Genomic DNA, 25,693 nt, shown 5'->3' on the forward strand with positions numbered 1-25,693 from the left:
TCGAATGGAGTGACGTTATGAACGCAGCACAATCCGCCACCGCAGCTCAGGCAGCCGCGACCGCGAAGCCGAAGCTTGCCTTCCGGCCGCTGCCCGTGCCGCAGGTCGAGGTCCGCGGCTTCTGGGGCGACCGTGTCGACGCGGTCGCCGCCAAGACCGCCGGCATCCTCTACGACCGCTGCGTCGAGGCGCGCATGCTGGAGCAGATCGATCCCGACCGGCCGTCGCCCGGCGTCGTCATTCCGTTCCATTCGCCGTCGCCAGACGAGGCCGACGCGCAGGGCGCCGAGTTCACCGGCTCGACGGTGACGACCCAGATGTTCTGGGATTCCGACTGGGGCAAGACCATCGAGACGGCCGCCTACTCGCTCTACCGGCGCCGCAATCCGGAGCTGGAGAAGAAGATCGACGCCGTCATCGACATGTACGGCAAGCTGCAGCAGGAGGACGGTTATCTCTCCAGCTGGTACCAGCGCATCCAGCCGGGTCTGCGCTGGACCAACCTGCGCGACTGCCACGAGCTCTACTGCGCCGGCCATCTGATCGAGGGCGCCGTCGCCTACTTTCAGGCGACGGGCAAGCGCAAGCTGCTCGACATCATGAGCCGCTACGCCGACCACATCGCCTCGATGTTCGGCCCGGAGCCCGGCAAGAAAAAAGGCTATTGCGGCCATGAGGAGATCGAGCTGGCGCTGGTGAAGCTCGCGCGGGCGACGGGTGAGAAGAAGTACATGGATCTGGCGAAGTACTTCATCGACCAGCGCGGCCAGCAGCCGCATTATTTCGACGAGGAGGCGCGCGCCCGCGGCGCCGACCCGAAGGCCTATCATTTCAAAACCTACGAATACAATCAGTCGCACAAGCCGGTGCGCGAGCAGGACAAGGTCGTCGGCCACGCTGTGCGGGCGATGTACCTCTTCTCCGGCATGGCCGACATTGCCACCGAATATGGCGACGACAGCTTGCGCGCGGCGCTCGACAGGCTGTGGGACGATCTGACCACCAAGAGCCTCTATGTCACCGGCGGCCTCGGGCCGTCGGCTCACAATGAGGGTTTCACCAGCGACTACGACCTGCCCAACGAAACCGCCTATGCCGAGACCTGCGCCTCGGTCGGCCTGGTGTTCTGGGCGAGCCGGATGCTCGGCATGGGGCCGAACCACCGCTATGCCGACATGATGGAGCGGGCGCTCTACAACGGCTCGATCTCGGGCCTGTCGCTCGACGGCTCGCTGTTCTTCTACGAGAACCCGCTGGAGAGCCGCGGCGGCCACCACCGCTGGAAATGGCACCGCTGCCCCTGCTGCCCGCCCAATATCGGCCGCATGGTGGCCTCCATCGGCAGCTATTTCTACGGCCTCGCCGACGACGCGCTGGCCGTGCATCTCTATGGCGACTCCACCGCACGCTTCGAGATCGCCGGCCGCCCGGTCAGCCTGGTCCAGACCAGCAACTATCCCTGGGACGGCGCGGTCTCGATCGAGATCGAGGCACAGACACCGGTCGAATTCACGCTTTACCTGCGCGTGCCTGCCTGGTGCCGCAACGCGGCGCTGAAGGTGAACGGCAACATGCTCGATCTCGATGCGGTCACGGTCGACGGCTATGCCGCGATCCGCCGCGAATGGCAAAAGGGCGACCGCGTCGAGCTCGACCTCGAAATGTCGATGGCCCGCCTCTTCGCCAATCCGGAGGTGCGTCAGGACATCGGCCGCGTCGCGCTGTCGCGCGGCCCGCTGCTCTACTGCGTCGAGGAGACCGACAATGGCGGCGGCCTGCACCGCATTGCGCTGCCGCGCGCGGCCAGGCTGGAGGCGCACAAAGAGCCGAACCTGCTCGGCGGTATCGTCACGCTTTCGGCGACCGGCAGCCGGGCCGAGGCGAAGAACTGGGGCGGCGATCTCTACCGTCCCGAGCCCCCGGAAACCGAAGAGACGACGCTCAAGGCGATTCCTTACTTCGCCTGGGACAACCGCGATCCCGGCGAGATGCTGGTCTGGCTCAGGGAAGGGTGAGCTACTCTTCCTATAGATGCACGTAAGCCGTGAGCGGCAGGTGGTCGGACGCCACGCGCGACAGCGGCGTGTCGTGCGCTTCCACCGCCGACACCATGCCGTCGCGGTTGCCCATGATCCGGTCGAGCGCCAGCACCGGCAGGCCGGACGGAAAGGTGGGCACCGCGGGCAGCGAGGGGCCGAAGGTGGTGTGCAGCGTGTTGAGCGCGGAGCGGTTGCCAAGCCGCCATTCGTTGAGGTCGCCGAGCAGGAGCGTCGGCCTTTCGTCGGCGCTGCTCATGATATCGAGCACGACGCGGGCCTGTTCCGAGCGCGATCGGCGCAACAGGCCGAGATGCGCGGCGATCACGCGCAGCGTCCGGTTCTCGTCGAGGTCGATCTCGGCGACCAGCGCCCCGCGCGGCTCAAGGCCGGGAAGCTTGATCTGGTGCACGTCGCGCACCGTGCCGCGCTTGAAGAGAAGCACGTTGCCGCGCCAGCCATGTGCCTTGCCGTTTCCGGTGACCGGCACCGGCACCAGCCCGGTTTCGATTTCGAGGCGGTTGAGGTCGAGCAGCCCGGCGCGGTCGCCGAAGCGGTTGTCGGCCTCCTGCAGCGCGATCACATCGGGGCTCATTTCGCGGATGACGCGCGCGGTCCGCTCGGGGTCGAACTTGCGGTCGGTGCCGATGCATTTGTGGACGTTGTAGGAGGCGACCACCATCTCGGCGCCGCCGACCCGTTTCGGCGCCGTGGCTTTCGCTTTCCGCATCTTTCTGCCGCGGATCGACAGGAGCACGGTTTCGGGGAGGGTGCGTCCGTTTCTCTCCATGGTTCCTGCTGCTCGTCTTCCTTGCCTACAGATAGGGCGATCCCAGCCACAGCAATCGGTCGAGGACACGAATGACGAAGGCTCTGGCCCTCAGCATCTCGAGTGTCACCGGTTTCGCCGACGCGATCGCCGCGTCGATACGCGCCTCGATCGCCCGGGCGAAGTTGGCATCCAGGACCTCCATGTCGATCTCGAAATTCAGCCTGAGCGACCGGGCGTCGAGATTGGACGAGCCGACATAAGCCCACGCGCCGTCGATTGCCATAAGTTTCGAGTGATCGAAGGGGCCTTCGTGCCGCCACACCCGGCAATAATGCTTCAGCACCTGGTCGAATTGTGCCGTCATGGCGCGGTCGACGAGGAAAAGGTTGTTCACCGCCGGCACCACGATGTCGATCTCGACACCGCGCGCGCCGGCCGTGGTCAGCGCGCTGATCAGCTCGCGGTCGGGCAGGAAATAGGGCGACATGATGCGGATCGATTTGCGGGCGACCGAAAACGCCCCCATCAGCAGCTTGTGGTTGGTTTCGTTCGCGGCATCCGGTCCTGTCGCCACGGCTCTGACCAACATCGGCTGGCCGGGCGGCGGGGCGGTTCGCTCGACTTGCCAGGCGTCGCCCTTCAGCGCCTCGTTGCTGGCGAAGCGCCAGTCCTCGGCGGCGACTGAGAACAGGTCGGCCACCACCGGCCCGGTGACCTCGAAATGCGTGTCCCTGGAGCTGTCGGAACCGGCGAATTCGGCCGAGAACCCCTTGCGGATGTTCATGCCTCCGGTAAACGCCACCGTCGCGTCGATGACCAGGACCTTCCTGTGGGTTCTGAGATTCGCATAAGGAAGTCTCAAGCCCATGACGATGTTGCCGTTGAAGAGATCGACGGCGACGTTGGCCTCCCTGAGCTGCTTCAGGATGCTGGGTACCGAATAGCGCACGCCGACGGCGTCGATCAGCACGCGCACGGCAACGCCGCGTTTGACCGCGGCGGAGAGCGACTGCACGAACATCTGTCCGACGGCGTCGTTGTCGAAAATGTAAGTTTCGAGAAGCACGCTCTTTTGCGCGCCGTCGATCGCCCGGCACATCGCCGTATAGGCCTCGTCGCCGGTCTCGAGCACGGCGATCGTGTTTCCCGAAGTCAGCGGACGCCGCGCCACCCTGTCGCCCAGTGTCTTCAATCCGACGAAGCGCTGGCCGAATTGGGCCTCGATCAAGGCTTCGACGGCGACGTCGCGATTGTGCCCGGCCTCATCCGCCGAACCGGCGCTGGGCCGCATGGCGCTGATCGTCGCGCGGCGGATGCGGTTGATGCCGGCGATGGCGTAGATGATCGCGCCGAGGAAGGGCGACAGAAGCATCACGCCGACCCACCCCGTGGCGGCGCGCACGTCTTCCTTCGTCATGATGGCATGGACGATGCCGACCGCCGCCATCGCCAACGACAGGAAAAGGATAAGCGTCGACCAGTGACTCGCTATCGCCTCGAACATCGGCCCGACTATTGTGCGAGCCGGCGCCGAAGGCAATGCGCCAGGTCAAGGCGGCCCGGATTCGCATGCAGCTCTTTCCGGCCCGGTTGCATGAGGGATCCCGCCAGTGTGACCGGTCGTTCGAACGCTTTGCGCCTCTGTGCGAAAATCGGTCCACCAGGCAAGACGAAATCGTCGTCGGCATTATGTCGGCGCTGCCTCAGTGCCGAAGTGTCGGAGCTCACGCGGGAACCTTCGGCGATCCGATGCGTTTGGCTCTTCGTTGCCGAGCGGGAATGGGAGATGCGCATCGAAAGCCTTCAAGGAACCGAGGGGTTTATCCGTACCCCGCAGGACGCCGTCGCCCTGCAAATCCCGCCCGACTTCATCGAGACGCTGCCCATTGCGATCTACGCTTGCGACGCGCAAGGCCGATTGCTTTGGTTCAACAAGCGCGCTGCCGATTTGTGGGGGCGAACGCCCTTGCTTGGCTCGGACAGCGAACTCTATTGCGGATCCCACAGGCTCTATCTCGATGGACGGCAGATCGCGCGCGCCCAAACCCCGATGGCCGCGGTGCTGCGAACCGGCATTCCCGTCAGGGGGGTTGAAGGAAAGCTCGAGCGGCCGGACGGCACGGCGATATGGGTGATGGTCCACATCGAACCGATCGAAGACGAGGACGGTCGGGTCGTCGGAGCCATCAACTGTTTCCATGACGTCACGGACCGGCGTCTGACCGATGAGATCATTGGGCAACAGGAGCAGCGGCTCGCTGCAACTTACCAGCATGCGGCGATTGGCATCGCTGAAGTCAACGCGAAGGGCGAACTCGGGCGCGTCAACGGCTACCTAGCCGACCTGCTCGGCTATTCCGCCGATGAACTTGTCGGCAGGTCGGTGTTCGATGCCACTCTGGCGGAGAATGTCGATGCGGACCTGCGTCAGTTCGAGCGTCAGGTGCGAGGCGAGATCGACAGCTACCGGCACGAAAAGCGCTTCATCCGCAAGGACGGGGCAAGAGTCTGGGTCGCGGTCACGTCCTCGAGCGTAAGGGACTCCGAAGGCCGCTTCTTGTATGCGGTGCGCGTCCAGCAGGATATCACCGCCCGCAAGAAGGCCGAGGCCGCGCTCGTCCGGCATCTGGAGCAGCAGGCGGCGCTTTACGAATTCACGGACAGCCTTCAGCGCGCGGCGAATCTCGGCGAGGTTCACGAGATAGCCCTCAGCACCATCATTCGCGCATTGGGTGCGGACCGGGCCTCCATACTCTTCTTCGACAACACCGGCTTCCTCAGATTTGCCGCCTCGCGAGGCCTGTCGCAAGCTTACAGAGCGGCCGTCGAAGGCCATTCCCCCTGGTCGCGCGACACACGCGATCCCGAACCGATCGCTATTGCCGACGTCGAGCAAAGCGGATTGCCGGACGACCTCAAGGCGGCTGTGCGGGACGAAGGCATTGCAGCGCTGGCTTTCATTCCGATCTCGGTGCGCGGTCAGCTGCTCGGCAAGTTCATGTCCTATTACGATCATCCGCACGATTTCGTGGAGTCCGAGCTTCGTTTTGCGCTGACAGTGGCCGGACAACTCGGCTTCGCGGTCGACCGCGTACGGCTCGAGACCGCCCGCCAGACGACGGAACGCGCGGCAAATCAGCTCGTGGCCGTTGTCGAATCCTCTCACGACGCGATCATCAGCAAGGACCTCAACGGCATTATCGCCTCATGGAATGCCAGCGCGGAGCGGCTGTTCGGCTTCACGGCCGACGAGGCGATCGGCAGGCACATCACGATGATCATCCCCGATGACCGGCTGGGCGAGGAGCCGGAGATCATCAGGCGCATCAGCAGCGGCGAAAACGTCGATCACTTCGAAACGGTGCGTCGCCGCAAGGACGGCAATCTCGTCGATATTTCCCTGACGATTTCGCCGATCCGCAACAGCCAGGGCCTCATCATCGGCGCCTCGAAGATTGCGCGCGACATCACCGACCAAAAGATGGCTGAAGCCAAGCTGCGGGCGAGCGAGCGTCAGCTGCGCGACCTGCTGGCGGCAATTCCGGCGGCGATCTACACGACGGATGCCGACGGCACGATAACCTTTTTCAACGAGGCGGCCGTCGAGCTTTCCGGGCGCGTTCCGCAGATCGGCAAGGATAAGTGGTGCGTGACGTGGAAACTGTTCTGGCCGGACGGAAGCCCGCTTCCTCACGACCAGTGCCCGATGGCGGTCGCCCTGAAGGAGGGGCGTCCGATACGCAACGCTGAAGCCGTCGCCGAGCGCCCGGACGGCGTGCGCATTCCCTTCATCCCGTATCCGACGCCGCTGCGCGATGAAGATGGCAAGATCGTCGGCGGCATCAACATGCTGGTCGATATCAGCGAACGCAAACAGGCCGAAACACAGCAGCGGCTGCTCTTCAATGAGCTCAATCATCGTGTGAAGAACAACATGCAGATGCTGCAGTCACTGCTGAGCTTGGCGGGTCAACGGGCAGCGAACCCGCAAGCGCGAGAAATCTTGCGTGAAGCCGGCAACCGCGTCGCGGCCATGGCCGCTGCTCAGCAGGTCCTGTACGAGACGGTCGATTCGACGCAGTTCAACGCGAAGGGTTTCTTGCTTGCGGTTTGCGGGACAATAAAGCAGACCTTCCCTAAGGAAGTCGCGGTTGAGTTCGAGGCTGATGATGCAAAGCTTTCGAATGACGTTGCAATGCCGCTGGCGCTGATCCTGAACGAGCTTCTGACCAACGCCATAAAATATGGAACTCCCGACGGAGCCGGCACAATCCGGGTCGGGCTTCGGCGCGATGTCGACGGCTTCCAGGTATTCGTCGAAGACAGCGGTCCCGGCTTTGACCTGGCTTCGGTCCGCGACCGTTCGTCCGGATTGAAGCTGGTTCAGGGCTTGGCGCGGCAGCTGCACGGCAAGCTTGTCGTTACCAAGGAACCGAAGACGCGCTGCAGCATTCGGTTCTCATGAAGCTCTTGCCGGCTCTTCTTCAGTTCCTGGATGGCTCTCGATGACCGAGCTTGCTGCCCCACACGGACGCCGTCGGCCAATCCCAACGAAAGCCGCGTCGGCCGAACCTGTGGCCGCCGCATTGCCCACGCGGATCTTGGTCGTCGAGGACGATTTTCTCATCTCCCTCGAGATGGAGAGCACTCTGACCGCGGCCGGTTTCGAGGTCGTAGTCGTCGGCTCGGGCGAGGAAGCGCTCGATAGCGCAGCTGCGGACCGGCCTGATCTGGTTGTGATGGATATCCGGCTGTCCGGCGCCATGGATGGAATTCAAACTGCCCTGGAGTTGTTTCGAATTTACGGTTTGCGGTCGGTTTTTGCGACGGCGCATTCCGATTCCGACGTCCGCGCCCGGGCAGCGCCAGCGGAGCCGCTGGGCTGGCTGGTAAAACCCTACACGCCGGCATCCCTGCTCTCAGCCATCCGCTCCGCGCTTAGGCCCGGCAGCTCGTCGGCAGGTTGAAGCGCCGATTCCGCCACCCCTCTGGCGAGCAGCCGCAGCCAGGGCGCGAGGTGGAAGGCAGCCATCAGGAAATACATCGGCGCCATGCCGCTGAGCACGGAGGCTCCGGGTCCGGACATGCACATCGCGTCCGGTCCGCTATCGGCGGCCGTGAGCAACGCCATGACGACAAAGGTCGGCGCCGCCGCGAGACATAACCAGTCGGCCAGGCCGAATCCGCTCAGGCCTGCCGGGCGAGGGGCGGGATTGTCGATGCTCATGATCTCCACCCTTCCAACTGCTTTCAGGAAAGTTCGGCTCTGGCGGCGCGGGCGACGCCGCCAGAGTCGCTTCGCGCTCAGGCGTTCTTGTTGCGAAACGCCGCTTCGCCGGCATCCGAGACCTCGACCCATCGCTGGTCGGGCGCGGCGCCTTCCTCATAGTTGTCGTGCCAGTTCCACCACTTGTAGGTCTGGGTCTGCGGATAGCCCTCGGGCGAATCCTCCCACACCTCCTGGCGGCCGAGCGGGGTGACGTCGAGATAGCTCCACACCGTGCCGAACGCCTCGTCGCCGCGATTGTTGACGAAATAGGTGCGGAAGATGCGGTTGCCGTCATGGATGAAGACGTTGTGGCCGTGCCATTCGTCGACGCCGAAATCCTTGTCCCAGCTGTCGGTGATGGTGTACCAGGGCATCTTCCAGTCCATCCGCTGCTTCAGACGCTGAATGTCGGCCTGCGGCGCCCGGGACGCATAGGCAAGCGTAGTGTCGCGGGCGTTGAGATGGGCGAGGTTGCCGACCATGTCGGCGCCGAGCGAGCAGCCCCGGCAGGCGTGCTCCGGCCAGCCATAGACGCCGGGCTCGAAGAAGGCGCGGTAGATGACCAGTTGCCGGCGGCCTTCGAAGAGGTCGAGCAGGCTTGCCTTGCCGTTTGGGCCTTCGAACACATAGTCCTTCTCGACAGGCATCCACGGCATGCGGCGGCGTTCCGCAGCCAGCGCGTCGCGGGCGCGGGTGAGCGCCTTTTCCTTCACCAGCATTTCTTCATACGCGCCTTCCCAGGCTTCCGGCGAAACGACCGGTGGTGTCTTCATGTGTTGGGTCATTGCTCTTGTCCCGTTCTTGCGTTTGGTTGGGGTGACAAGGGAAACTTAGAGCCGGACGGCGCGATGGTGAGAGTTACAAGTGTGACGCGATTTGATCCGGCAGACCCGGAAGGGGGCATCGGGGCGGGCATTGCATGGACTCGATGATCAATGCCGCCGGCCGCGCGCTCGCGACCGGTGATCCGCTGGGCGCCCTGAAGCGCGTCGCGTTGCGCGACGACGCCCCCGCGCTGGCGCTGCGCGGCATCGCGATGGCGCAGCTCGGCGACTTCGCCAAGGCCAAGGCGTTGCTGAAGAGCGCCGCCCGCGCCTTCAGCCCGAAAGAGGCGGTGGCGCGCGCCCGCTGCGTCGTCGCCGAGGCCGAGATCGCGCTGGTCTCGCGCGATCTCGGCTGGCCGGACAAAGCGTTGCGAGCCGCCCGCACGACGCTTGCCGCGCATGGCGATCGGGTCAACGCCGCCTATGCCGGCAGCCTCGAAGCGCGCCGCCTCATCCTGATCGGCCGGCTCGACGAGGCCGAGCGGCTGCTTGCCGGCTTCGATCCGGGGCCGTTGCCGCCGGTCGCGCGCGTCGCGCACGAGCTCGCGGCCGCGGGCATCGCGGTCAGGCGCCTGCGGACGAGGGCTGCGCGCGCCGCGCTTGGCCGAGCCGCTCTCGCGGCCTATGAAGCCAATATCCCGGCGCTGAAGGCGGAGGTCGAAAGCGCATCGCAGGTGCTGAACACGCCCGTCGCGCGGCTCGTATCGAACGGTTTGGAGACTCCGCTGCAGCTCGACGAGGTCGAGTCGCTGCTCACCTCAGGCGCCCTCGTCGTCGATGCCTGCCGCAATGTCGTGCGCAAAGCCGACACCGTAGTGTCGCTGGCGACGCGGCCGGTGCTGTTTGCGCTGGCGCGCACGCTGGCCGAGGCCTGGCCCGCGGATGCGTCGCGGGAGGCGCTGCTGAAGCGCGCCTTCCGCGCCAGGCACGCCGATGAATCGCATCGTGCGCGGCTCAGGGTCGAGATGGGTCGGCTGCGCGCCGAAATGAACGCGCTGGCGGAAATCAACGCGACGGCCGCCGGTTTTGCGTTAACGCCGCTGACCGCAGCCGAGGTCGTGGTGCTGGCGCCGCCTGTCGAGGAGGAGCATGGCGCAGTGCTCGCCTTCCTCGCCGACGGCGAGTCCTGGTCGAGCTCGGCGCTGGCGATCGCGCTCGGCGCCAGCCCGCGCACCGTGCAGCGGGCGCTGGAAGCGCTTTCGGCCGACAACAAGGTGCAGGCGGTCGGCCGCGGCAGGGCGCGCCGCTGGATGAGGCCGCCGGTGACCGGATTCCCGACTGTCTTGTTACTCCCGGGTCCGCTGCCGAGCGACTAGTCTGCGGCCATTGTTCGAATGGAGATCGAAAATGAAACGAGCCGCTGCCGAGATCCTGCGCGAATACGGCCCCTTTCCGGATGCCGAGCGCATCAATGGCGTCACCTATGACGGCAAGAATGTCTGGTTCGCCACCGGCGACAAGCTGAAGGCGCTTGACCCGGAGAGCGGCGCGATCGTGCAGTCGATCGACGTCGCCTCGCATGCCGGGACCGCCTTCGACGGCGAGCATCTCTACCAGATCGGCGAGGACCGCATCCACAAGGTGGACCCGAAGACAGGCAAGGTCGTCGCCACCATTCCCGCGCCCGGCAATGGCGGCGACTCTGGGCTTGCCTGGGCCGAGGGCTCGCTCTGGGTCGGCGAATACAGGGCCCACAAGATCCATCAGATCGATCCTGAAACGGGCAAGGTGATCCGCACCATCGAGTCGAAGCGCGTCGTCACCGGCGTCACCTGGGTCGACGGCGAGCTCTGGCATGCCACCTGGGAAGGGGAGGAGGGCGATCTCTTGCGCATCGACCCCGAGACGGGCGATGTGCTGCAGGAGCTGGCGATGCCCTCCGGCGTGTCGGGACTGGAATCCGATGGCCGCGGCTGCTTCTTCTGCGGAGGCGGCAGCAGCGGCAAGATCAAGGCCGTGCGACGTCCCGGACATGATGGCAAGTAGCCGGCACGCCGGCGGCTTGCCGAGACGAAACAGCCGGCCTCAGGCCGCCTCGCGCGCGGGCCGCGCAATAGCCTTGTCGGCCATCTTGGCGGCAGTCGGTCTGTCGACATGCGCCCAGGCCGGTCGCTCGAACAGGAAGGTTCCGAAGCCGGTGCGCTCGACGATGAAGTAGAGAACGACCGGGCTGATGACCGAGACGAGCAGCACCGCGAGGCTGAGCATGCCGGTTTGGGTCAGAAGGCCGCTTGCCAGCATGATCCCGCGGAAGATCGACATCGGGATGGTGAAGGCGACATAGACGACCAGCGAATGCTCGCCGAGCCAGCGCAGCCATTCCATCGCGGCGGATTTCGACAGGAAGCCGCCGGCGACGCAGAGCGCCACCGCGCCTGCGACGGCCAGCGCAAGATGAAGCGGCGGCCATGCGGCCAGGCCCATCTGCATGCCGACCGGCTCGACGGCGTAGCCCGGCGAGTAGACGAGCAGGCCGTTGACGATGGCCCACACGATCAGCCCGGCAGCGGCGGTCGCCGGACGAGTTTGCGTCCACGCGACCAGCCGGAACACCAGCGGCGCCATGACGAAGCCGAGATAGAAGAACACGAAATAGGCGGCGAATTGCGTGAGCGCATAGCTGTCCGAATGCGGTGCCCACATCTGCAGCGCGGCGGCAGCCGAGATGACGATCCAGTGCGGCACGCCTAGCTCGCGCAGGATGCGCGCCACGAGGCCGAACACGGCCAGCATGTAGATGAACCACAGCACGCCATAGGGTTGGACGACAGCCACGGCGAGGTCATGCAGCATGCCGGCGGGATCGCGGCTGAAGATGCCGATCTTCAGCCCGATCGAGATGACCGCCCACAGGACATAGAAATAGAGGTAGTGGACGACGCGCCGGTCGATATAGCGCCGCCAAGGCCGGTCGATCACCTGCGACAGGAACAGCCCCGAGATCAGGAAGAATTCCGGCATCCGGAACGGGGTCGCGAAGCCGATGACATAATGCAGGAAGCCGACGCCGCCGGTATATTCACCGGTGTTGTAGGCGGAATACATCATCACCACCAGGATGATCGAAAGACCTTTTGCCGTGTCCACCCACGGCATGCGCGTCGAAATGTTCATGAAAGACCCCGCAAAGGCACCCAGCGCCATAGTACCGGACAGGCGCGTCTCTAGCAGCATGAAGCTTCGGATATCGTAAACGCGGCGCTGTCGGGCTGGAGCTCGGAGCCGGGTCAGCGGCTGGTCTCTCCCATCGCCACCGCCACGATTGCGCCCGAGAGGAAGGTCAGTGCCGCGATCGCCGCGATCGCCGCGACGAAGCCGAAGAAGTCGGCGATGAGGCCCGCCGACAGCGCTCCGATTGCGTAGCCGAGATCGCGCCAGAAGCGATAGACGCTGAGTGAGCGCGCCCGCCATGACGGATGCGATGCGTCCGATACCGCCGCGATCAGGCTTGGATAGACCATCGCCGTGCCAAGGCCGAGCAGGAGGCTCGCCAGCAGCCACCAGCCGAAGTCGCGCGTCATGGCGGTGAGAAGAAGGCCGGCAGCCTGCACCCACATGCCGGCGACGATCAGGCCCTTGCGGCCCCAACGGTCGCTCAATGGCCCGGTTGCGACCTGTAAGACGCCCCAGACGGCGGGATAGACCGCCTTGAGGATGCCGATGCGCTCGACGCCGAGCCCGTTGGCGACGAAGAAGAGCGGAAAAAGCCCCCAGCTCATGCCGTCGTTGAGATTGTTGACCAGGCCCGCCTGCGAGGCCGCGAACAAATTGCGGTCCCGGAAAGAGGTCAGCATGAAGATCTCGCGAAAGCCGAGCGGGGAGACAGCTTTCGGATCGTTGGCCAGTTCCAGCCGCACATGCTCGCGCGTGTCGCGCACCAGAAGTACCGACAGAGCGGCACCCAGGATCGCATAGCCGATGCCGAGATAAATCGGCACCGGGCGCAGGCCGTAGCGGCCGGCCAGATAGCCGGTCAGAAATGCGGTGACGCCGACGGCGAGGTAGCCGGCGAACTCGTTGAGGCCGACCGCGAGCCCGCGCGATTTCGGCCCGACCAGATCGACCTTCATGATGACGGTCATCGACCAGGCAAGACCCTGGTTGATGCCGAGCAGCGCGTTGGCGGCAATGATCCACCCCCAACTCGGCGCCCAGATGATCATGAAGGGCACCGGGAGGCCGAACAGCCAGCCGAGGATCAGCACGCGCTTGCGACCCCATGTGTCGGCAAGCTGGCCGGAGACGAGATTGGCGCAGGCCTTGACCACGCCGAAGCTCACGATGAAGGAGGTGACGAGCGTCGTGGAAGCAACGTGGAATTCCTCCGCGCCGATCAGCGGCACGACGGTTCGCTCGATGCCGACCATACCGCCGACAAAGGCGTTGATCAGCACCAGCAGCGCGAACTGTTTCCAGTTGGCCTTGAGGCCGAGCGCGACGGCAGGCGCCGTTGCGCTCACGATCGCGATCCGGCGTTGGCGGCGCGGGTCCGGGCCGCGTCCGGCGGCGGGGGAGGGATGTCGGCGGTCATGGCGGCGATGAACTGGTCGACGTCCTCGATGCGGAAGGCCTTGTTGAAGCGCCGCTCAAAGCCGATGGTCGATGTCGGCTTGCCGCTGAGCGAGCGGCCGCACACCGAGCCGGAATAGGCGCCCGGCAGCACCTCGATGTGATCGGGCAATTCCTTCAGCCGGCGCACGCTGGCATAGAGCGCGCGGGCTCCGTCCTCGGCGCTCGAAGCAAGCTCGGTGCGACCGAGATCGCCAACCATCAGCGTGTGACCGGTGAGCACGAACCAGGGCTCGGTCGACCGCGTTCGGTCGGTGACTAAAAGGCTCAGATGCTCCGGCGTGTGGCCGGGCGTGTGCATCACGGTCGCCGTCACATTGCCGAGCTCCAGCACCTCGCCGTCCTTCACGTGGCGGAACGGGAAGCCCGCCTCGGCGCCTTCGAACAGCACGTATTCGGCGCCCGTCGCTTCGGCGAGCGCACGGCCTGCCGAGATATGGTCGGCGTGGATATGCGTGTCGACGACATAGAGGATGCGCATGCCTGTCGCGCGCGCCGCCTCGACATAAGGCGCGATCTCGCCGACCGGATCGACGACGGCAGCAGACGCCTTGCCGCCGCAGCCGAACAAATAGGAGGCGGCGACCGGGTCGGTATGCAGGAACTGCCTGAGAATCATCGCTTTTCTCCAAAGGGCAATTGCGGGTCGCTTGGCTTGACGGCAGGTCGAAACCATCATTCAATAATTACATTGAATGACGATGGGTCGCAGAAAGGTCGATGTCAATCCGCAATCCGAAGCTGGCGCTGTACGAACAGTTCGCGATCGTCGCCAAGGCGCTCGGCAATCCGCTGCGCCTGGAACTGATCGAGCATTTGGCCCAAGGCTCGCGCAGCGTCGAAGCGCTTGCTGCGAAGCTCGGCCAGCCGATCGCCAACATCTCCCAGCATCTGCAGGCGCTGCGCCGCGCCGGCATCGTCTCGGCCGAACGCGACGGCAAATACGTGCGCTATTCGCTGAGCGATGCGAGCGTGCTGTCGGCCTTTGCTGCGGTGCGCGGCATTGCCGAGCGGCAGCTTGCTGAGGTCGATCGCATTGTGCGCGACTGTTTCGAGGCACGTGACGACATACAGCCGGTCACGCGCGGCGAGCTTCAGGCGCTGATGCGCGACGGGCTGGTGACGCTGATCGACGTGCGCCCGCCGGACGAGTTCGCGCTTGGCCACGTGCCCGGCGCGGTCAATGTTCCCCTCGGAGAAGTCAAGGCCTGGTCCCAGGGTGCCGACCCCGGACGGGAAATCGTCGCCTACTGCCGCGGCCCATGGTGCGTGATGTCCTTCGAGGCGGTGGCCGCGCTGCGCTCGCTTGGCCATTCCGTGCGCCGCCTCGAGGACGGCATGCCGGAATGGAAAGCCGCTGGCCTTCCGGTGGAAATGGCGGCCTGACGGTGTCGCTAACAAATGCATGTCGCCCAAAAATGGGCAGCGGTTCTGGGGCAAGAGGCGCGAGCAAGTTTTGGGCTCGCAGCCGACGCAAATTGGGCGTATCGTGACATATCGTCGGTTGCTAATAAATGAGCCGGCGACTGAGAGCGCAAGACTCCCGCACCGGACTGGGCGCTAGCATCCACACCGCTCGTTGCGCCCACAAAACCACCTGCCTCTGTCGAAACCTCTTTTGCTCGGTTCCGGCCAGAATTGCCCTTCGCAATTCGGAATGGGAGCGTTCCGATGCAGCAGATCACGCAAACCCGCCGACGATTCCTAGCCGGTGCTGCCCTGGCAGGCGCTGCCGGTGTCGTCGTCCATCCGAGGTCACTCCATGCGGAACCGCCGCTGGAGCGAGGGCTGAAGATGTGAGCAACAGGCAAGCCCAGAGCCCGCCATGCAGGCATGGCCGACACTCGGGCTTGTGCAGAACATAGCGTCCACGGGTCAGCGTTCTCGGTGTCGCACTGGCCACCATCTGGAAAGGAGGTTCCCATGCATACCGTATATCCCGGACGGTTCAGCCGACGGAGGTTCCTGCGTGGGATTACGCTGGCGGGGACAGCGGGGCTTCTGGGCTGGCACCCCAGGCACGCCGCTGCGGAGCCACCGCCTGAGACGACGCGAATCCGGCTCGTCCGGATTCCCAGCATCTGTCAGGCCCCCCAGTATGTAGCCGAAGAACTGTTGCGCAGCGAAGGGTTCACCGAGGTGCACTACCTCCAAAGAGAGGGGACGGCAGACATCGCGCCGGCCCTCGCCTCCGGTGAAGCCGACCTCAGTGCGCATTTCGCCGCCCCGCTCCTTCTCCGCCTGGAGGCGGGGGATCCCATCGTCATCCTGGCAGGCCTCCACGTCGGCTGCTTTGAGCTGTTCGGGACCGATCGCATCCAGTCGATCCGCGACCTCAAGGGGAAGACCGTAGCCGTGCCTGCGCTAGATTCCAGCCGATACGTCTTCCTCGCCACTATGACGGCGTATGTGGGCCTGGACCTCCATAAGGACATACACTTCGTCACGCATCCGGGACCCGAGTCCATCCGGCTCCTAGGTGAGGGGAAGATCGATGCCTATCTAGGCTTTCCCCCTGAACCGCAGGAGATGCGGGAGCAGCAGATCGGCCATGTGGTGATCAGCAGCACCGTGGACCGGCCCTGGTCGCAATACTTCTGCTGCATGCTGGCTGGGGAGCGGGAGTTCGTCCGTACGCATCCGGTGGCCACCAAACGCGCCCTCCGCGCCATCTTGAAAGCGGCGGATTTCTGCGCCAGCGAGCCCGAGCAGTCCGCCCAGTTCTTGGTGCAGCAGGGTTATACTAAGCGCTATGACCATGCCCTCCAGGTCATGAAGGCGATCCCCTACGGTTGGCGTGAGTATAGCGCTGAGGACACCCTGCGCTTCTACGCCCTGCGTCTCCACGAGGTCGGGATGCTGAAGAGCACCCCCCAGAAGCTGTTGGCCCAAGGCACCGACTGGCGTTTCTTCAACGAACTGAAGCACGAGCTGAAGACCTGACTAGGCAGCCACCCGCGTGCCCATTTTCCACGTGAGGGAGAACCCCATGCAAATCATCCAGAACCGCCGCCACTTCATGGCCGGAGCTGCGGCAGCAGGCGCTGCAGCTCTCATCGGCACAACGACCGACGCTTGGGCCGAGGCACCCCCTGAAACGACCTCTGTTCGCTTGCCGCGGTGGATCGATGGCGCCTACTGCTGGGCAGGGATGTACCTGGCCGGAGAGTTCCTCAAAGCGGAGGGCTTCACCGACGTCCGCTACGTGCAGGGCGACGAAAAAGTCGATCAGGCGGTGTGGATTGCACGCGGCGACACGGATTTCAGCATGAACTACGCGCCGGTCCATGTCGCATCGATCGACGCGGGCGTGCCAATCAGGGTGCTTGGCGGTCTGCATTCGGGGTGCCTCGAGCTAATCGCCAACGACAGCATCCAAGGCATCCCGGATCTCAAGGGCAAGCGGGTAGGCATGCATGACATCCATGCGCCGTCGCGCGTGCTGGTCGCCCTGATGGCCGCCTATATTGGACTGGATCCCGTCAACGACATCGAATGGATCGAGGAAAGCAAGCCGGTGGAAGCCTTCGCCGACGGAAAGTTCGATGCATATCTCTTCACGCCGCCGGAAACGCAGCAACTGCGCGCAAAGAAAATCGGCCACACGATCCTCAACACGACCCTCGATCGCCCTTGGTCGCAGCACTTCTGCTGCATGACCTCGGCCGCTGCGGACTACGTGAACAGATACCCGGTGGCGACCAAGCGCGTGCTCAGGGCCATCCTCAAGGGCGCCGACCTATGCATTTCGGACCCCGCATGGAGTGCAGCGCAAATGGTCGATCGAGGTTTCGTCCCCAGCTACGAAATCGCGCTGCAAACGCTGAGCGACACGCGATACGGCGTATGGCGGGACTACGATGCCGAAGCGTCGATGCGCTTCTACGCGCTGCGCATGCAGGAGACGGGCATGATCAAGTCGAGCCCACAGCAGATCATCGCCGAGGGAACAGACTGGCGATTCCTGGAGCAACTGAAGCGTGAGCTCAAGACGTGAGCGGGTTGGCAGCCCGTATCTTGCTGCTGGCGCTGATGGCCGGGCCAGCGCAGGCGCATGACGCGCAGCACGATGAGCGATTGCCGGCAATCGGACCGGCTCCAGACTTTACGCTGACGTCGCAGGACCGGGAGCGCGTCTCGCTGCACGACTTTCGCGGCAAGGTGATCGCCATCGCATTCATCTATACGCACTGTGCCGACGTCTGTCCCATGCTGACCGCCCAGATGGCCAGCGTGCAGGAAAAGTTGGGCAGTGCGTTCGGACCCAAGATCGCCTTCATTTCGATCACCGTCGACCCGGAGCGCGATACGTCCGATGTTTTGAAGGAGTATGCGCAGAATTTTGGCGCCGATCTGAAGGGCTGGTCGTTTCTTACCGGCGATCCGGCGATTGTCCATGAGGTTGGACGGAAATATGGGGTCTTCGCGAAGCAGGCGGCGAACGGTGATGTCGACCATACCTTGTTGACCTCGCTCGTAGACCCGAATGGCATCTTGCGAGTACAATATCTTGGCGTCCGGTTCGACTTGGAGGAGTTCCGGGGTGACCTTCTCGGCCTCTTGGACGAAACCAAATAGCATAACGAACTGGCTCGTTGGCTGGGTTGCCCGGCTGCCGGCGCGCGTCCAGACCAAGCTCTTGATCGCGTTCCTGTCGATCGTCGGCCTGCTCATCGTGCTCGGTGCCGTCGGGTTGCAGGTGCTGAGTGGGGTCAACGATCAGACCAACGAGCTGATCAAGCTGCAGCGCAGGATCGCGGCCTACCGCCAAGTACAGCACGATACGACCACCCAGCTCTACGGTATTTCCACCGCCCTGTTGCTACAGGATAACCGGATGCTGGATACGGCGCTGCGCCAGCTCAATCAGTTCGGCTACGACCTCGAGCGCATGGAGTTCGTCGCCAAAGCCGAGGTGGAAGTGCTTGGCCAGGTCAGGCAAGAGTACGAAAAACTGACGGCCGGGGTGACGCACGTGGCAGAGCTTGTCCGCGCGGGCCGTACAGAGGAGGCGCGCAAGGTTCAGCTTGATGAAATCATACCGTCGGCTGATCGCCTCGAGCGGCTGACAAACCAGCTGGTCAACATGGCCGAAGCCGACATGGTGGCGGCCATCGAAACGACCGAGGGTGCGTACGGCACGTCCAGACTGATCGTGGTTTCGTTTGCCGTGGGCAGTATCCTGCTGGCGTTGGGGCTCGGTTACATCATCTCCTGGTCGTTGCTCGAACCGGTCAAGAAGATCGAGACGCGTCTCAGCCAGATAGCGGCCGGCGACTTCGCCCAACGGGTTGCCGTCGCCAATCGCGACGAACTTGGAGTGCTCGCTGCTAACGTCAACCAGACCTCCGACCAGCTGGGCCGCCTGTATCAGGAGATTGAGACACGCACGCAGCAGCTCGACGAAGCCCTTCAGCAGCAGACAGCCACTGCAGACGTTCTGAAGGTCATCAGCCGCTCTACCTTCGATTTACAGGTGGTGCTCGATACGTTGGTGGAATCGGCTGTCAGGCTCTGTCGCGCCGACAAGGGTGGCATCGTGCAGTTGCTTGATGGCGTATTCCGCTATGTGTCGACGCTTGGCTACCCGCCCAGTTTCCGTGCCTATGTCGACGCCAATCCACTTCCAGCGCTTGCCGCTGGGCGAGGCTCCGCCGTAGGGCGCGTAATCGAAGAACGGCGGATCGTGCAAATCGAAGACGTGACCGCTGATCCGGACTACCGCGTCGCCTTGATCGCTGAGGCAGGCGGATTCCGCACCGTCCTCGCTGCCCCGCTGTTGCGGGAAGGTGATCTCATTGGCGTATTCGTCATGACGAGGGCTGAACCGCAACCGTTCAGTCCCAAGGAGATCGCGCTCGTCGAGACATTCGCCGACCAGGCCGTGATCGCCATCGAAAATGCGCGGCTCTTCGAGGCGGTGCAGGCACGGACGCGCGAGCTTGCGGCGTCGGTTGGTGAGCTCGAGGCGCTCGGCGAAGTGAGCAAGGCGGTCAATTCGACGCTGGATCTCGACACGGTGCTGAAGACGATCGTTGCCAAGGCGGTCCAGTTGTCGGCGACGGATGCTGGCACGATCTATGTGTTCAGCAGCACGCGGCAGCAATTCCGCCCTCGCGCAAACTTTGGGATGAGCGATGAGCTTATCGCCGCAGTCTCGCAGCAGACGATCGGGCTGGCCGATATGGGTATTGGCGACGCGCCCGGACGGTGCATGCCGGTGCAGTTTCCCGACCTCGGCAAGGAAACCTCATCCTTCCTTGTGAGAAAGACGATCCTCGACGCCGGATATCGCGGCATCCTGATCGTTCCGCTGCTGAGGCCCAACAAGATCGTCGGTGCATTGGTCGTCAGGCGCCACAAGCCAGGCGCCTTCGATGAGCAAGTTGTTCACCTGTTGGAGACCTTCGCAGCCCAATCGGTGGTCGCGATCCAGAATGCCAAGCTGTTCCGCGAGATCGAGGAGAAAGGCGAGGAGCTGGAAGCAGCCAGCCGCCACAAGTCCCAGTTCCTGGCGAATATGAGCCACGAACTCAGGACACCGCTCAATTCAGTTCTGGGCTTCACAGAACTGCTGGTCGACGGCATCTATGGCGAACTCCCGGACAAGGCAAAGGCGACCGTCGCGCGTGTGCAGGCAAACGGCCGTCACCTCCTCGGGCTCATCAACGACGTGCTCGACCTGTCCAAGATCGAAGCCGGCCAGCTCACGCTGGCGATCGAGGACTACTCCGTCGCGCAGATTGTCCGATCGACCCTTACGGCGGTCGAGCCGCTGGCACGGGCGAAGGGTCTTGAGCTTTCAGCGACTGTTGCCGAGAACCTTCCGATCGGCCGTGGGGACGAACGCCGTTTGACGCAGATTCTGCTCAATCTCGCAGGCAATGCCGTCAAGTTCACCGAAACAGGTGCAGTCGACATTCTTGCCGATGCGGTCGATGGGAACTTCGAGATCACCGTCCGAGACACCGGTCCCGGCATTGCGTCCAAAGACCAGGCTCTCATCTTCGAAGAATTCCAGCAAGTCGACAACAGCAGCACCAGGCAGAAAGGTGGCACAGGTCTTGGCCTGGCGATCTCGAAGCGCATCGCCGAAATGCATGGCGGAACCTTAGACGTCGAGTCCGTGATCGGGTCAGGGTCGACATTCCGTCTGAAGGTCCCGATCAGGATGAATGAGGACGTGAGGGCCGCATGAGCAAACGAATCCTGATGGTCGAAGACACCGAGGACAACCGCCAAATCATCCGCGATCTCATTGCCACCACCGAGTACGAACTGATCGAGGCGGCGGACGGTGCCGCCGGCATCGCTGCAGCCGCAGCACACAGGCCAGACCTGATCCTTATGGACATTCAGCTCCCGGTGATCGACGGGTATGAAGCGGCCCGCCGCATCAAGGCCGACCCGGCGCTCCGGCACATTCCGATTATCGCCGTCACCTCCTACGCGTTGTCGGGCGACAAGGCGAAAGCCCTTGCTGCTGGGTGCGATGGTTACATTGCCAAGCCATTCAGTCCACGCCAGCTGCTTTCCGAGATTCGCGGTTTCCTTTCTTGAGGGAGGCAACACCTTGCACGATCCGCCTCGCATTCTCGCGGTTGACGATACTCCGGAAAACCTCGAGATCCTGCGCATGCGTCTCGAGGCGAATGGCTATGAAGTTGTAACCGCCGCCGATGGTGAAGAGGGGCTTGCGAAAGCCCGCGAACTCACGCCGGATCTGATCCTGCTCGACATCATGATGCCGAAGCTCGACGGCATCAGTGTGGTCCGCATGCTCAAGCAGGATCAATCGCTGCGATCGATCCCCGTCATTCTGGTCACCGCGAAAGCCGACACGCGCGACGTGGTCGAGGGGCTGGACGCCGGTGGCGACGACTATCTGACAAAGCCCTTCGAGCACAGGGCGCTGCTGGCGCGGGTGCGCTCGATGTTGCGCCAGAAGGCGCTTCACGACACTGTCGCGAGCCAAGCTAAGCGCCTCGAGGACCAAGCCGCGCAACTTTCCGACTGGAACCGCTCGCTCGAGCAAACCGTGGCCGGCCAGGTGACGGAGCTCGAGCGAATGGCGCGGCTCAGGCGGTTCCTGCCCGAACAGGTCGCCGACCTCATCGTTGCGGCGGGCAATGGAGATGCGCTCTTGCAGAGCCACCGCCGCGAGGTGACGGTTGTCTTTTGCGATTTGCGCGGCTTCACGGCGTTCGCAGAGACCGCCGAACCCGAAGAAGTCATGACAGTTCTGGCCGAGTATCATTCCTGTCTTGGCGAACAAATCGTCCGTCACGAGGGGACGCTCGAGCGGTTCGTGGGCGACGGTATCGTCGTGGTTTTCAACGATCCAATGCCATGTGCCGACCACAGCGAGAGAGCTGTCTCGATGGCTGCCGCAATGCGCGAAGCGATTGACGAGCATTCCGAGCGATGGCGCAAGCGGGACTATTTGCTTGGCTTTGGGATCGGCATTGCCAGGGGCCACGCAACCATCGGGCGCATCGGTTTTGATCAGCGCTCGGACTATGCCGTCATCGGCACTGTGTCGAACCATGCCGCCCGTTTATGCGAGGAGGCCAAATCGCGCCAGATTCTTGTTAGCCAACGGGTCCTCGGAGCTGTCGAGTCGCTGGTCGAATCCGTTCCTGTTGGCGAACTGACGCTGAAGGGCTTTCGCCGCCCGATGCCTGCCTATGAAATCGTGCGGTGGATCGGTCGGCCAATCTAGCGTTGAGCGCACTCCGGCTTCGTTCGGGCGATGCGGTGCGTCGAACCACCGGCGCCGCGGCGCGGATCTGCCGTTCACGTCGCGGCAACCGCAAATCCGCTTCGGGTCAGAGCCTCACGCCCAGACGGCGGACAAACCGTGCTGACGATAGGCCCGCCTGGCCGCAGGCGCGCTGTGATAGTTGACTGCTGTACCCTCAGTCCTTGGCGCGCTCGACATAGGAGCCGTCGGCGGTCATCACCACTACGCGCGTCCCGGTGGTGATGTGCGGCGGCACGGCGGTGCGCACGCCGTTGGAGAGCACGGCCGGCTTGTAGGACGAGGACGCCGTCTGGCCCTTGGTGACCGGCTCGGTATCGACCACCTCGAAGACGGCGCGCTGCGGCAGCGTCAGCGAGATCGGCGCGCCGTTGAACTGCGCCAGCTGCACCGCCATGCCTTCCTGCAGGTAGGGCGCCATGTCGCCGACCACGCTTTCTGAGGCCACGACCTGGTCGTAGCTTTCCGGGTTCATGAAATGGAAGCCTTCGCCGTCGGAATAGAGGAAGGTGTGCTCGCGCTCCTCGACATAGGCGCGCTCGACCATCTCGGTCGTGCGGTAGCGCTCCGAGATCTTCACCCCGTCGCCGATGCGGCGCATGTCGAGCTGCGTCACCGGCGTGCCCTTGCCAGGGTGGATGTTTTCGGCAAAGAGGATGACATAGAGCTTGCCGTCCTTATCGACGACGTTGCCTTTGCGTAAGGAACTGGCGATGACCTTGACCACGATATTCAATCCCAATCGAGTTTTTCGGCCTGCAAGCGTCTTTGCCCACGAAGCGGCGACGGCGGCCATCGCGTGCGCCGTAGCGCATCTTGCGTCGAACCGCCAGCCTCCTCGGCGATTTTCCCGCCCATGACCACCGCTTCGCCCTGGTGGACGCCGCATGTTCATGCCGACCGCCGGCCAAGGCTGATGGCGCGCAACGCCTTTGCCGCCGCCTTGCGCGGTTGGTTCGCGGAGCGCGATTTCGTTGAGGTGACGACGGCCGCCCTGCAGGTTTCGCCCGGCAACGAGGCGCACCTTGCGGCCTTCGCCACCGAGGCGATCGCGCCGGACGCGTCGCGCCAGCCGTTATACTTTCACACCTCGCCGGAATTCGCCTGCAAGAAGCTGCTTGCCGCCGGCGAGAAGCGCATCTTCAGCCTGGGCTCCGTTTACCGAAACCGCGAGCGTGGGCCGCTGCATCATCCCGAATTCACCATGCTCGAATGGTACCGCGTCGGCGAGGCCTATGAGCGCCTGATGGCCGACTGCGCCGAATTTCTGGCGCTCGCCGCGGAGAAGGCCGGGGCCAAAAGCTTTCGGTTTCGTGGCCGCGAGGCCGATCCCTTCGCCGAGCCGGAGCGGCTGAGCGTGGCGGAAGCATTCATGCGCCATGCCGGCATCGAACTGCTGGCGACCGTCGGCGCCGACGGCAGCACCGACCGCGAAGCGCTCCACCAGGGCCTGGTCCGCGCCGGCCTGCGCACCGCGCCCGACGACAATTGGGCCGACCTGTTCAGCCGCGTGATGGTGGAAAAGGTCGAGCCGGCGCTGGGGCAGGGACGGGCGACAATCCTCTATGGCTATCCAGTCTCCGAGGCGGCCCTTGCCCGGCCGAGCGCGGAGGACCCGCGCGTCGCCGAACGCTTCGAGCTCTACTGCTGCGGCGTCGAGCTCGCCAATGCGTTTGGCGAGCTCACCGATCCGGCCGAGCAGCGCCGCCGCTTCGTCGCCGAGATGGACGAGAAGGAGCGCATCTATGGCGAGCGCTATCCGCTGGACGAGGATTTCCTCGCCGCGCTTGCCATCATGCCGCAGGCGAGCGGCTCGGCCCTCGGCTTCGACCGGCTGGTGATGCTGGCAACCGGCGCCGCCAGGATTGAAGATGTGATCTGGGCGCCGGTGGCCGGCTAATCCGCACTGTTCATGCGGTTGCGGCGGGGCAGTGCGCTGCGAAGGGCCGCGATTGCCTTGAGATTGCCGCATCCGCCATTGCACAAGCGGTGGTGGAACAATAGATGGTGCAGCAGCATCCAAGACGATAGTGCGGGCTTCCAGAGATGGCGGCCCGGTATCCATGGATGTGCGGCAGCATCTGCCCTCCCGCACAGCTTGAACAAACAGGACTAACCATGACCAACACGCTCGACGCAGGGAAACTGACCGGCCGCGTCGCGGCGCTCGTCGAGGCGGCCAAGCGCGTCGGGGCGGACGCCGCCGACGCGGTCGCCGTGCGCGGCCGTTCGGCCGGCGTGTCGGTGCGGCTGGGCAAGGTCGAAGGCACCGAATCGTCGGAAAGCGAGGACGTGTCCCTGCGCGTCTTCGTCGGCCAGCGCGTGGCGAGCGTCTCGGCCACCGCCGCCTCCGACCCGAAGGCGCTTGCCGAGCGCGCCGTCGCCATGGCGAGAGTCTCCCCCGAGGATCCGTTCCAGGGCCTTGCCGACCCGGCGCTGCTCGCCCACAATTTGCGTGATCTCGACCTCTTCGATCCGACCGAGGTGTCGGCTGATCAGCTCAAGGAGGCGGCGCTGACAGCGGAAGCGGCGGCCCTTGCCGTCAAGGGCGTCACCAATTCCTCCGGCAGCAGCGCCAGCGCCGGCCTTGGCGGCCTGGTGCTTGCGACCTCGCATGGCTTTGTCGGCCAATATGTCGCGTCGCGCTTTTCGCGCTCGACCAGCGTCATTGCAGGCCAAGGCACGGGCATGGAACGCGACTATGAATTCTCCTCGCGCCAGCATTTCGCCGATCTCGACGCGCCGGAGGAGATCGGCCGCAAGGCCGGCGAACGCGCCGTGCGTCGCCTCGGCGCCCGCAAGGCGGCGACCGGCCCGGTCGACGTCGTGTTCGATCCGCGTGTGGCGCGCGGCATTGCCGGCCATCTCGCCGGCGCCATCAACGGCGCCGCGGTGGCGCGCAAGACCAGCTTCCTGCGCGACATGATGGGAAAGCAGGTAGCCTCAAGCGCGATCACCGTCACCGACGAGCCGCTGCGGCGTCGCGGCCAGGCGTCGCGGCCCTTCGACGGCGAAGGCGTCGAGGGCGACAAGCTGTTGATGGTCGACAGAGGCGTGCTCAACCACTGGTTTCTGTCGACCTCGGCCGCGCGCGAGCTTGGTCTCGTCACCAACGGCCGTGGCTCGCGCAGCGGCTCTTCGGTTTCGCCGTCCTCGACCAATCTGGCCATCGAGCCCGGCGATCGCGCGCCGGAGGAGCTGATCGCCTCGCTGCAGCGCGGCTTCTACGTCACCGAGGTCTTCGGCCAGGGCGTCGACATGGTGACCGGCGAATACAGCCGTGGCGCCTCCGGCTTCTGGATCGAGAACGGCGCGCTTGCCTATCCGGTGGCCGAGGTGACGATCGCCTCCAATTTGAAGACCATGTTCCTCAACATGGTGCCGGCGAGCGATCTCGACCGCAATTTCGGCACTGCCGCGCCGACGCTGCTGATCGAGGGGATGACCCTTGCCGGCGCCTGA

At 64.3% G+C, this 25,693-nt stretch carries 22 protein-coding genes; 14 read left to right on the plus strand and 8 right to left on the minus strand.

Going from position 1 to position 25,693, the window contains the following annotated elements:
• Positions 1–17: 17 nt before the first annotated feature.
• Complete coding sequence (locus CK222_RS17275; protein ID WP_095801186.1) at positions 18–2,015, plus strand: glycoside hydrolase family 127 protein; 1,998 nt, start codon at positions 18–20, stop codon at positions 2,013–2,015.
• A 10-nt stretch (positions 2,016–2,025) separates the two neighbouring features.
• On the opposite strand, the gene CK222_RS17280 is transcribed toward CK222_RS17275, so the two are convergent.
• Both CK222_RS17280 and CK222_RS17285 read right to left on the minus strand, forming a co-directional pair.
• Entirely contained in the window at positions 2,026–2,826 is an 801-nt protein-coding gene (locus CK222_RS17280) for an endonuclease/exonuclease/phosphatase family protein (RefSeq protein ID WP_095801187.1), read from the minus strand.
• 25 nt (positions 2,827–2,851) lie between these two features.
• The gene (locus CK222_RS17285; RefSeq protein WP_095801188.1) at positions 2,852–4,312 is read right to left on the minus strand and encodes a phospholipase D-like domain-containing protein; all 1,461 of its coding nucleotides are present in this window, start codon (positions 4,310–4,312) and stop codon (positions 2,852–2,854) included.
• Between the two features lie 282 nt (positions 4,313–4,594).
• On the opposite strand from CK222_RS17285, the gene CK222_RS17290 reads away from it, so the two are divergent.
• On the plus strand, positions 4,595–7,273 hold the full coding sequence (locus CK222_RS17290) for a PAS domain S-box protein (protein WP_095801345.1): 2,679 nt from the start codon (positions 4,595–4,597) through the stop codon (positions 7,271–7,273).
• A 40-nt stretch (positions 7,274–7,313) separates the two neighbouring features.
• Positions 7,314–7,775 (plus strand): response regulator, encoded by a 462-nt coding sequence (locus CK222_RS17295; RefSeq protein ID WP_095801189.1) that lies wholly within the window; start codon positions 7,314–7,316, stop codon positions 7,773–7,775.
• Here CK222_RS17295 and CK222_RS17300 read toward each other — a convergent pair.
• Together CK222_RS17300 and CK222_RS17305 are read right to left on the minus strand one after the other, a co-directional pair.
• Positions 7,706–8,035, minus strand: coding sequence for a hypothetical protein (locus tag CK222_RS17300; protein WP_176477664.1), 330 nt, complete (start codon positions 8,033–8,035; stop codon positions 7,706–7,708). The two genes, CK222_RS17295 and CK222_RS17300, sit on opposite strands and share 70 nt — an antisense overlap.
• 77 nt (positions 8,036–8,112) lie before the next feature.
• Positions 8,113–8,862, minus strand: a complete 750-nt coding sequence (locus tag CK222_RS17305) for a DUF899 family protein (protein WP_067329733.1) — start codon at positions 8,860–8,862, stop codon at positions 8,113–8,115.
• Between the two features lie 134 nt (positions 8,863–8,996).
• Between CK222_RS17305 and CK222_RS17310 the strand changes: the two genes are divergently transcribed.
• Positions 8,997–10,217 (plus strand): helix-turn-helix domain-containing protein, encoded by a 1,221-nt coding sequence (locus CK222_RS17310; protein ID WP_095801190.1) that lies wholly within the window; start codon positions 8,997–8,999, stop codon positions 10,215–10,217.
• Between the two features lie 31 nt (positions 10,218–10,248).
• Positions 10,249–10,887: a PQQ-binding-like beta-propeller repeat protein gene (locus CK222_RS17315; RefSeq protein ID WP_095801191.1), complete on the plus strand. Its 639-nt coding sequence runs from the start codon at positions 10,249–10,251 to the stop codon at positions 10,885–10,887.
• Between the two features lie 39 nt (positions 10,888–10,926).
• Here CK222_RS17315 and CK222_RS17320 read toward each other — a convergent pair whose 3' ends face one another.
• The 3 genes from CK222_RS17320 to CK222_RS17330 all read right to left on the minus strand — a co-directional run bounded on the left by CK222_RS17320 (position 10,927) and on the right by CK222_RS17330 (position 14,089).
• Positions 10,927–12,015 carry an acyltransferase family protein gene (locus CK222_RS17320; RefSeq protein WP_095801192.1) on the minus strand — a complete coding sequence of 363 codons (1,089 nt, stop codon included), beginning with the start codon at positions 12,013–12,015 and terminating at the stop codon, positions 10,927–10,929.
• A 113-nt stretch (positions 12,016–12,128) separates the two neighbouring features.
• On the minus strand, positions 12,129–13,370 hold the full coding sequence (locus CK222_RS17325; RefSeq protein ID WP_095801193.1) for an MFS transporter: 1,242 nt from the start codon (positions 13,368–13,370) through the stop codon (positions 12,129–12,131).
• A complete protein-coding gene (locus CK222_RS17330; RefSeq protein ID WP_095801194.1) occupies positions 13,358–14,089 on the minus strand; it encodes an MBL fold metallo-hydrolase in 732 nt (243 codons plus the stop codon). The genes CK222_RS17325 and CK222_RS17330 overlap by 13 nt, the downstream gene beginning before the upstream one ends.
• A 101-nt stretch (positions 14,090–14,190) precedes the next feature.
• Here CK222_RS17330 and CK222_RS17335 point away from each other — a divergent pair, with 101 nt between their 5' ends.
• From CK222_RS17335 to CK222_RS17370, 7 genes are all read left to right on the plus strand, one after another.
• Positions 14,191–14,856 (plus strand): metalloregulator ArsR/SmtB family transcription factor, encoded by a 666-nt coding sequence (locus CK222_RS17335; protein ID WP_067000409.1) that lies wholly within the window; start codon positions 14,191–14,193, stop codon positions 14,854–14,856.
• A gap of 537 nt (positions 14,857–15,393) precedes the next feature.
• Complete coding sequence (locus CK222_RS17345; protein ID WP_245433071.1) at positions 15,394–16,413, plus strand: ABC transporter substrate-binding protein; 1,020 nt, start codon at positions 15,394–15,396, stop codon at positions 16,411–16,413.
• 46 nt (positions 16,414–16,459) lie between these two features.
• Complete coding sequence (locus CK222_RS17350) at positions 16,460–17,467, plus strand: ABC transporter substrate-binding protein (protein WP_095801196.1); 1,008 nt, start codon at positions 16,460–16,462, stop codon at positions 17,465–17,467.
• A 20-nt stretch (positions 17,468–17,487) separates the two neighbouring features.
• A complete protein-coding gene (locus CK222_RS17355; RefSeq protein ID WP_128293172.1) occupies positions 17,488–18,048 on the plus strand; it encodes an SCO family protein in 561 nt (186 codons plus the stop codon).
• Complete coding sequence (locus CK222_RS17360; protein WP_176477665.1) at positions 18,014–20,668, plus strand: GAF domain-containing protein; 2,655 nt, start codon at positions 18,014–18,016, stop codon at positions 20,666–20,668. Before CK222_RS17355 ends, CK222_RS17360 begins: the two co-directional genes overlap by 35 nt.
• Positions 20,665–21,030 carry a response regulator gene (locus CK222_RS17365; protein WP_095783172.1) on the plus strand — a complete coding sequence of 122 codons (366 nt, stop codon included), beginning with the start codon at positions 20,665–20,667 and terminating at the stop codon, positions 21,028–21,030. The genes CK222_RS17360 and CK222_RS17365 overlap by 4 nt, the downstream gene beginning before the upstream one ends.
• Positions 21,031–21,043: 13 nt before the next feature.
• Positions 21,044–22,192, plus strand: a complete 1,149-nt coding sequence (locus tag CK222_RS17370; RefSeq protein WP_095801199.1) for a response regulator — start codon at positions 21,044–21,046, stop codon at positions 22,190–22,192.
• Positions 22,193–22,388: 196 nt separating this feature from the next.
• On the opposite strand, the gene efp is transcribed toward CK222_RS17370, so the two are convergent.
• Positions 22,389–22,958 carry an elongation factor P gene (efp, locus tag CK222_RS17375; RefSeq protein ID WP_067000944.1) on the minus strand — a complete coding sequence of 190 codons (570 nt, stop codon included), beginning with the start codon at positions 22,956–22,958 and terminating at the stop codon, positions 22,389–22,391.
• Positions 22,959–23,087: 129 nt separating this feature from the next.
• Between efp and epmA the strand changes: the two genes are divergently transcribed.
• Complete coding sequence (epmA, locus tag CK222_RS17380) at positions 23,088–24,131, plus strand: EF-P lysine aminoacylase EpmA (protein WP_095801200.1); 1,044 nt, start codon at positions 23,088–23,090, stop codon at positions 24,129–24,131.
• A gap of 218 nt (positions 24,132–24,349) precedes the next feature.
• The gene (locus tag CK222_RS17385; RefSeq protein ID WP_095801201.1) at positions 24,350–25,693 is read left to right on the plus strand and encodes a TldD/PmbA family protein; all 1,344 of its coding nucleotides are present in this window, start codon (positions 24,350–24,352) and stop codon (positions 25,691–25,693) included.

The organism is Mesorhizobium sp. WSM3866, from assembly GCF_002294795.1.
In the GTDB taxonomy this organism is placed as follows: Bacteria; Pseudomonadota; Alphaproteobacteria; order Rhizobiales; family Rhizobiaceae; genus Mesorhizobium.

Coding starts and splice junctions, on each gene's coding strand:
- CK222_RS17275 (WP_095801186.1), top strand. CDS start 18: ATGAACGCAGCACAATCCGCCACCGCAGCTCAGGCAGCCGCGACCGCG.
- CK222_RS17280 (WP_095801187.1), bottom strand. CDS start 2,826: ATGGAGAGAAACGGACGCACCCTCCCCGAAACCGTGCTCCTGTCGATC.
- CK222_RS17285 (WP_095801188.1), bottom strand. CDS start 4,312: ATGTTCGAGGCGATAGCGAGTCACTGGTCGACGCTTATCCTTTTCCTG.
- CK222_RS17290 (WP_095801345.1), top strand. CDS start 4,595: ATGCGCATCGAAAGCCTTCAAGGAACCGAGGGGTTTATCCGTACCCCG.
- CK222_RS17295 (WP_095801189.1), top strand. CDS start 7,314: ATGACCGAGCTTGCTGCCCCACACGGACGCCGTCGGCCAATCCCAACG.
- CK222_RS17300 (WP_176477664.1), bottom strand. CDS start 8,035: ATGAGCATCGACAATCCCGCCCCTCGCCCGGCAGGCCTGAGCGGATTC.
- CK222_RS17305 (WP_067329733.1), bottom strand. CDS start 8,862: ATGACCCAACACATGAAGACACCACCGGTCGTTTCGCCGGAAGCCTGG.
- CK222_RS17310 (WP_095801190.1), top strand. CDS start 8,997: ATGGACTCGATGATCAATGCCGCCGGCCGCGCGCTCGCGACCGGTGAT.
- CK222_RS17315 (WP_095801191.1), top strand. CDS start 10,249: ATGAAACGAGCCGCTGCCGAGATCCTGCGCGAATACGGCCCCTTTCCG.
- CK222_RS17320 (WP_095801192.1), bottom strand. CDS start 12,015: ATGAACATTTCGACGCGCATGCCGTGGGTGGACACGGCAAAAGGTCTT.
- CK222_RS17330 (WP_095801194.1), bottom strand. CDS start 14,089: ATGATTCTCAGGCAGTTCCTGCATACCGACCCGGTCGCCGCCTCCTAT.
- CK222_RS17335 (WP_067000409.1), top strand. CDS start 14,191: ATGTCAATCCGCAATCCGAAGCTGGCGCTGTACGAACAGTTCGCGATC.
- CK222_RS17345 (WP_245433071.1), top strand. CDS start 15,394: ATGCATACCGTATATCCCGGACGGTTCAGCCGACGGAGGTTCCTGCGT.
- CK222_RS17350 (WP_095801196.1), top strand. CDS start 16,460: ATGCAAATCATCCAGAACCGCCGCCACTTCATGGCCGGAGCTGCGGCA.
- CK222_RS17365 (WP_095783172.1), top strand. CDS start 20,665: ATGAGCAAACGAATCCTGATGGTCGAAGACACCGAGGACAACCGCCAA.
- epmA (WP_095801200.1), top strand. CDS start 23,088: ATGACCACCGCTTCGCCCTGGTGGACGCCGCATGTTCATGCCGACCGC.
- CK222_RS17385 (WP_095801201.1), top strand. CDS start 24,350: ATGACCAACACGCTCGACGCAGGGAAACTGACCGGCCGCGTCGCGGCG.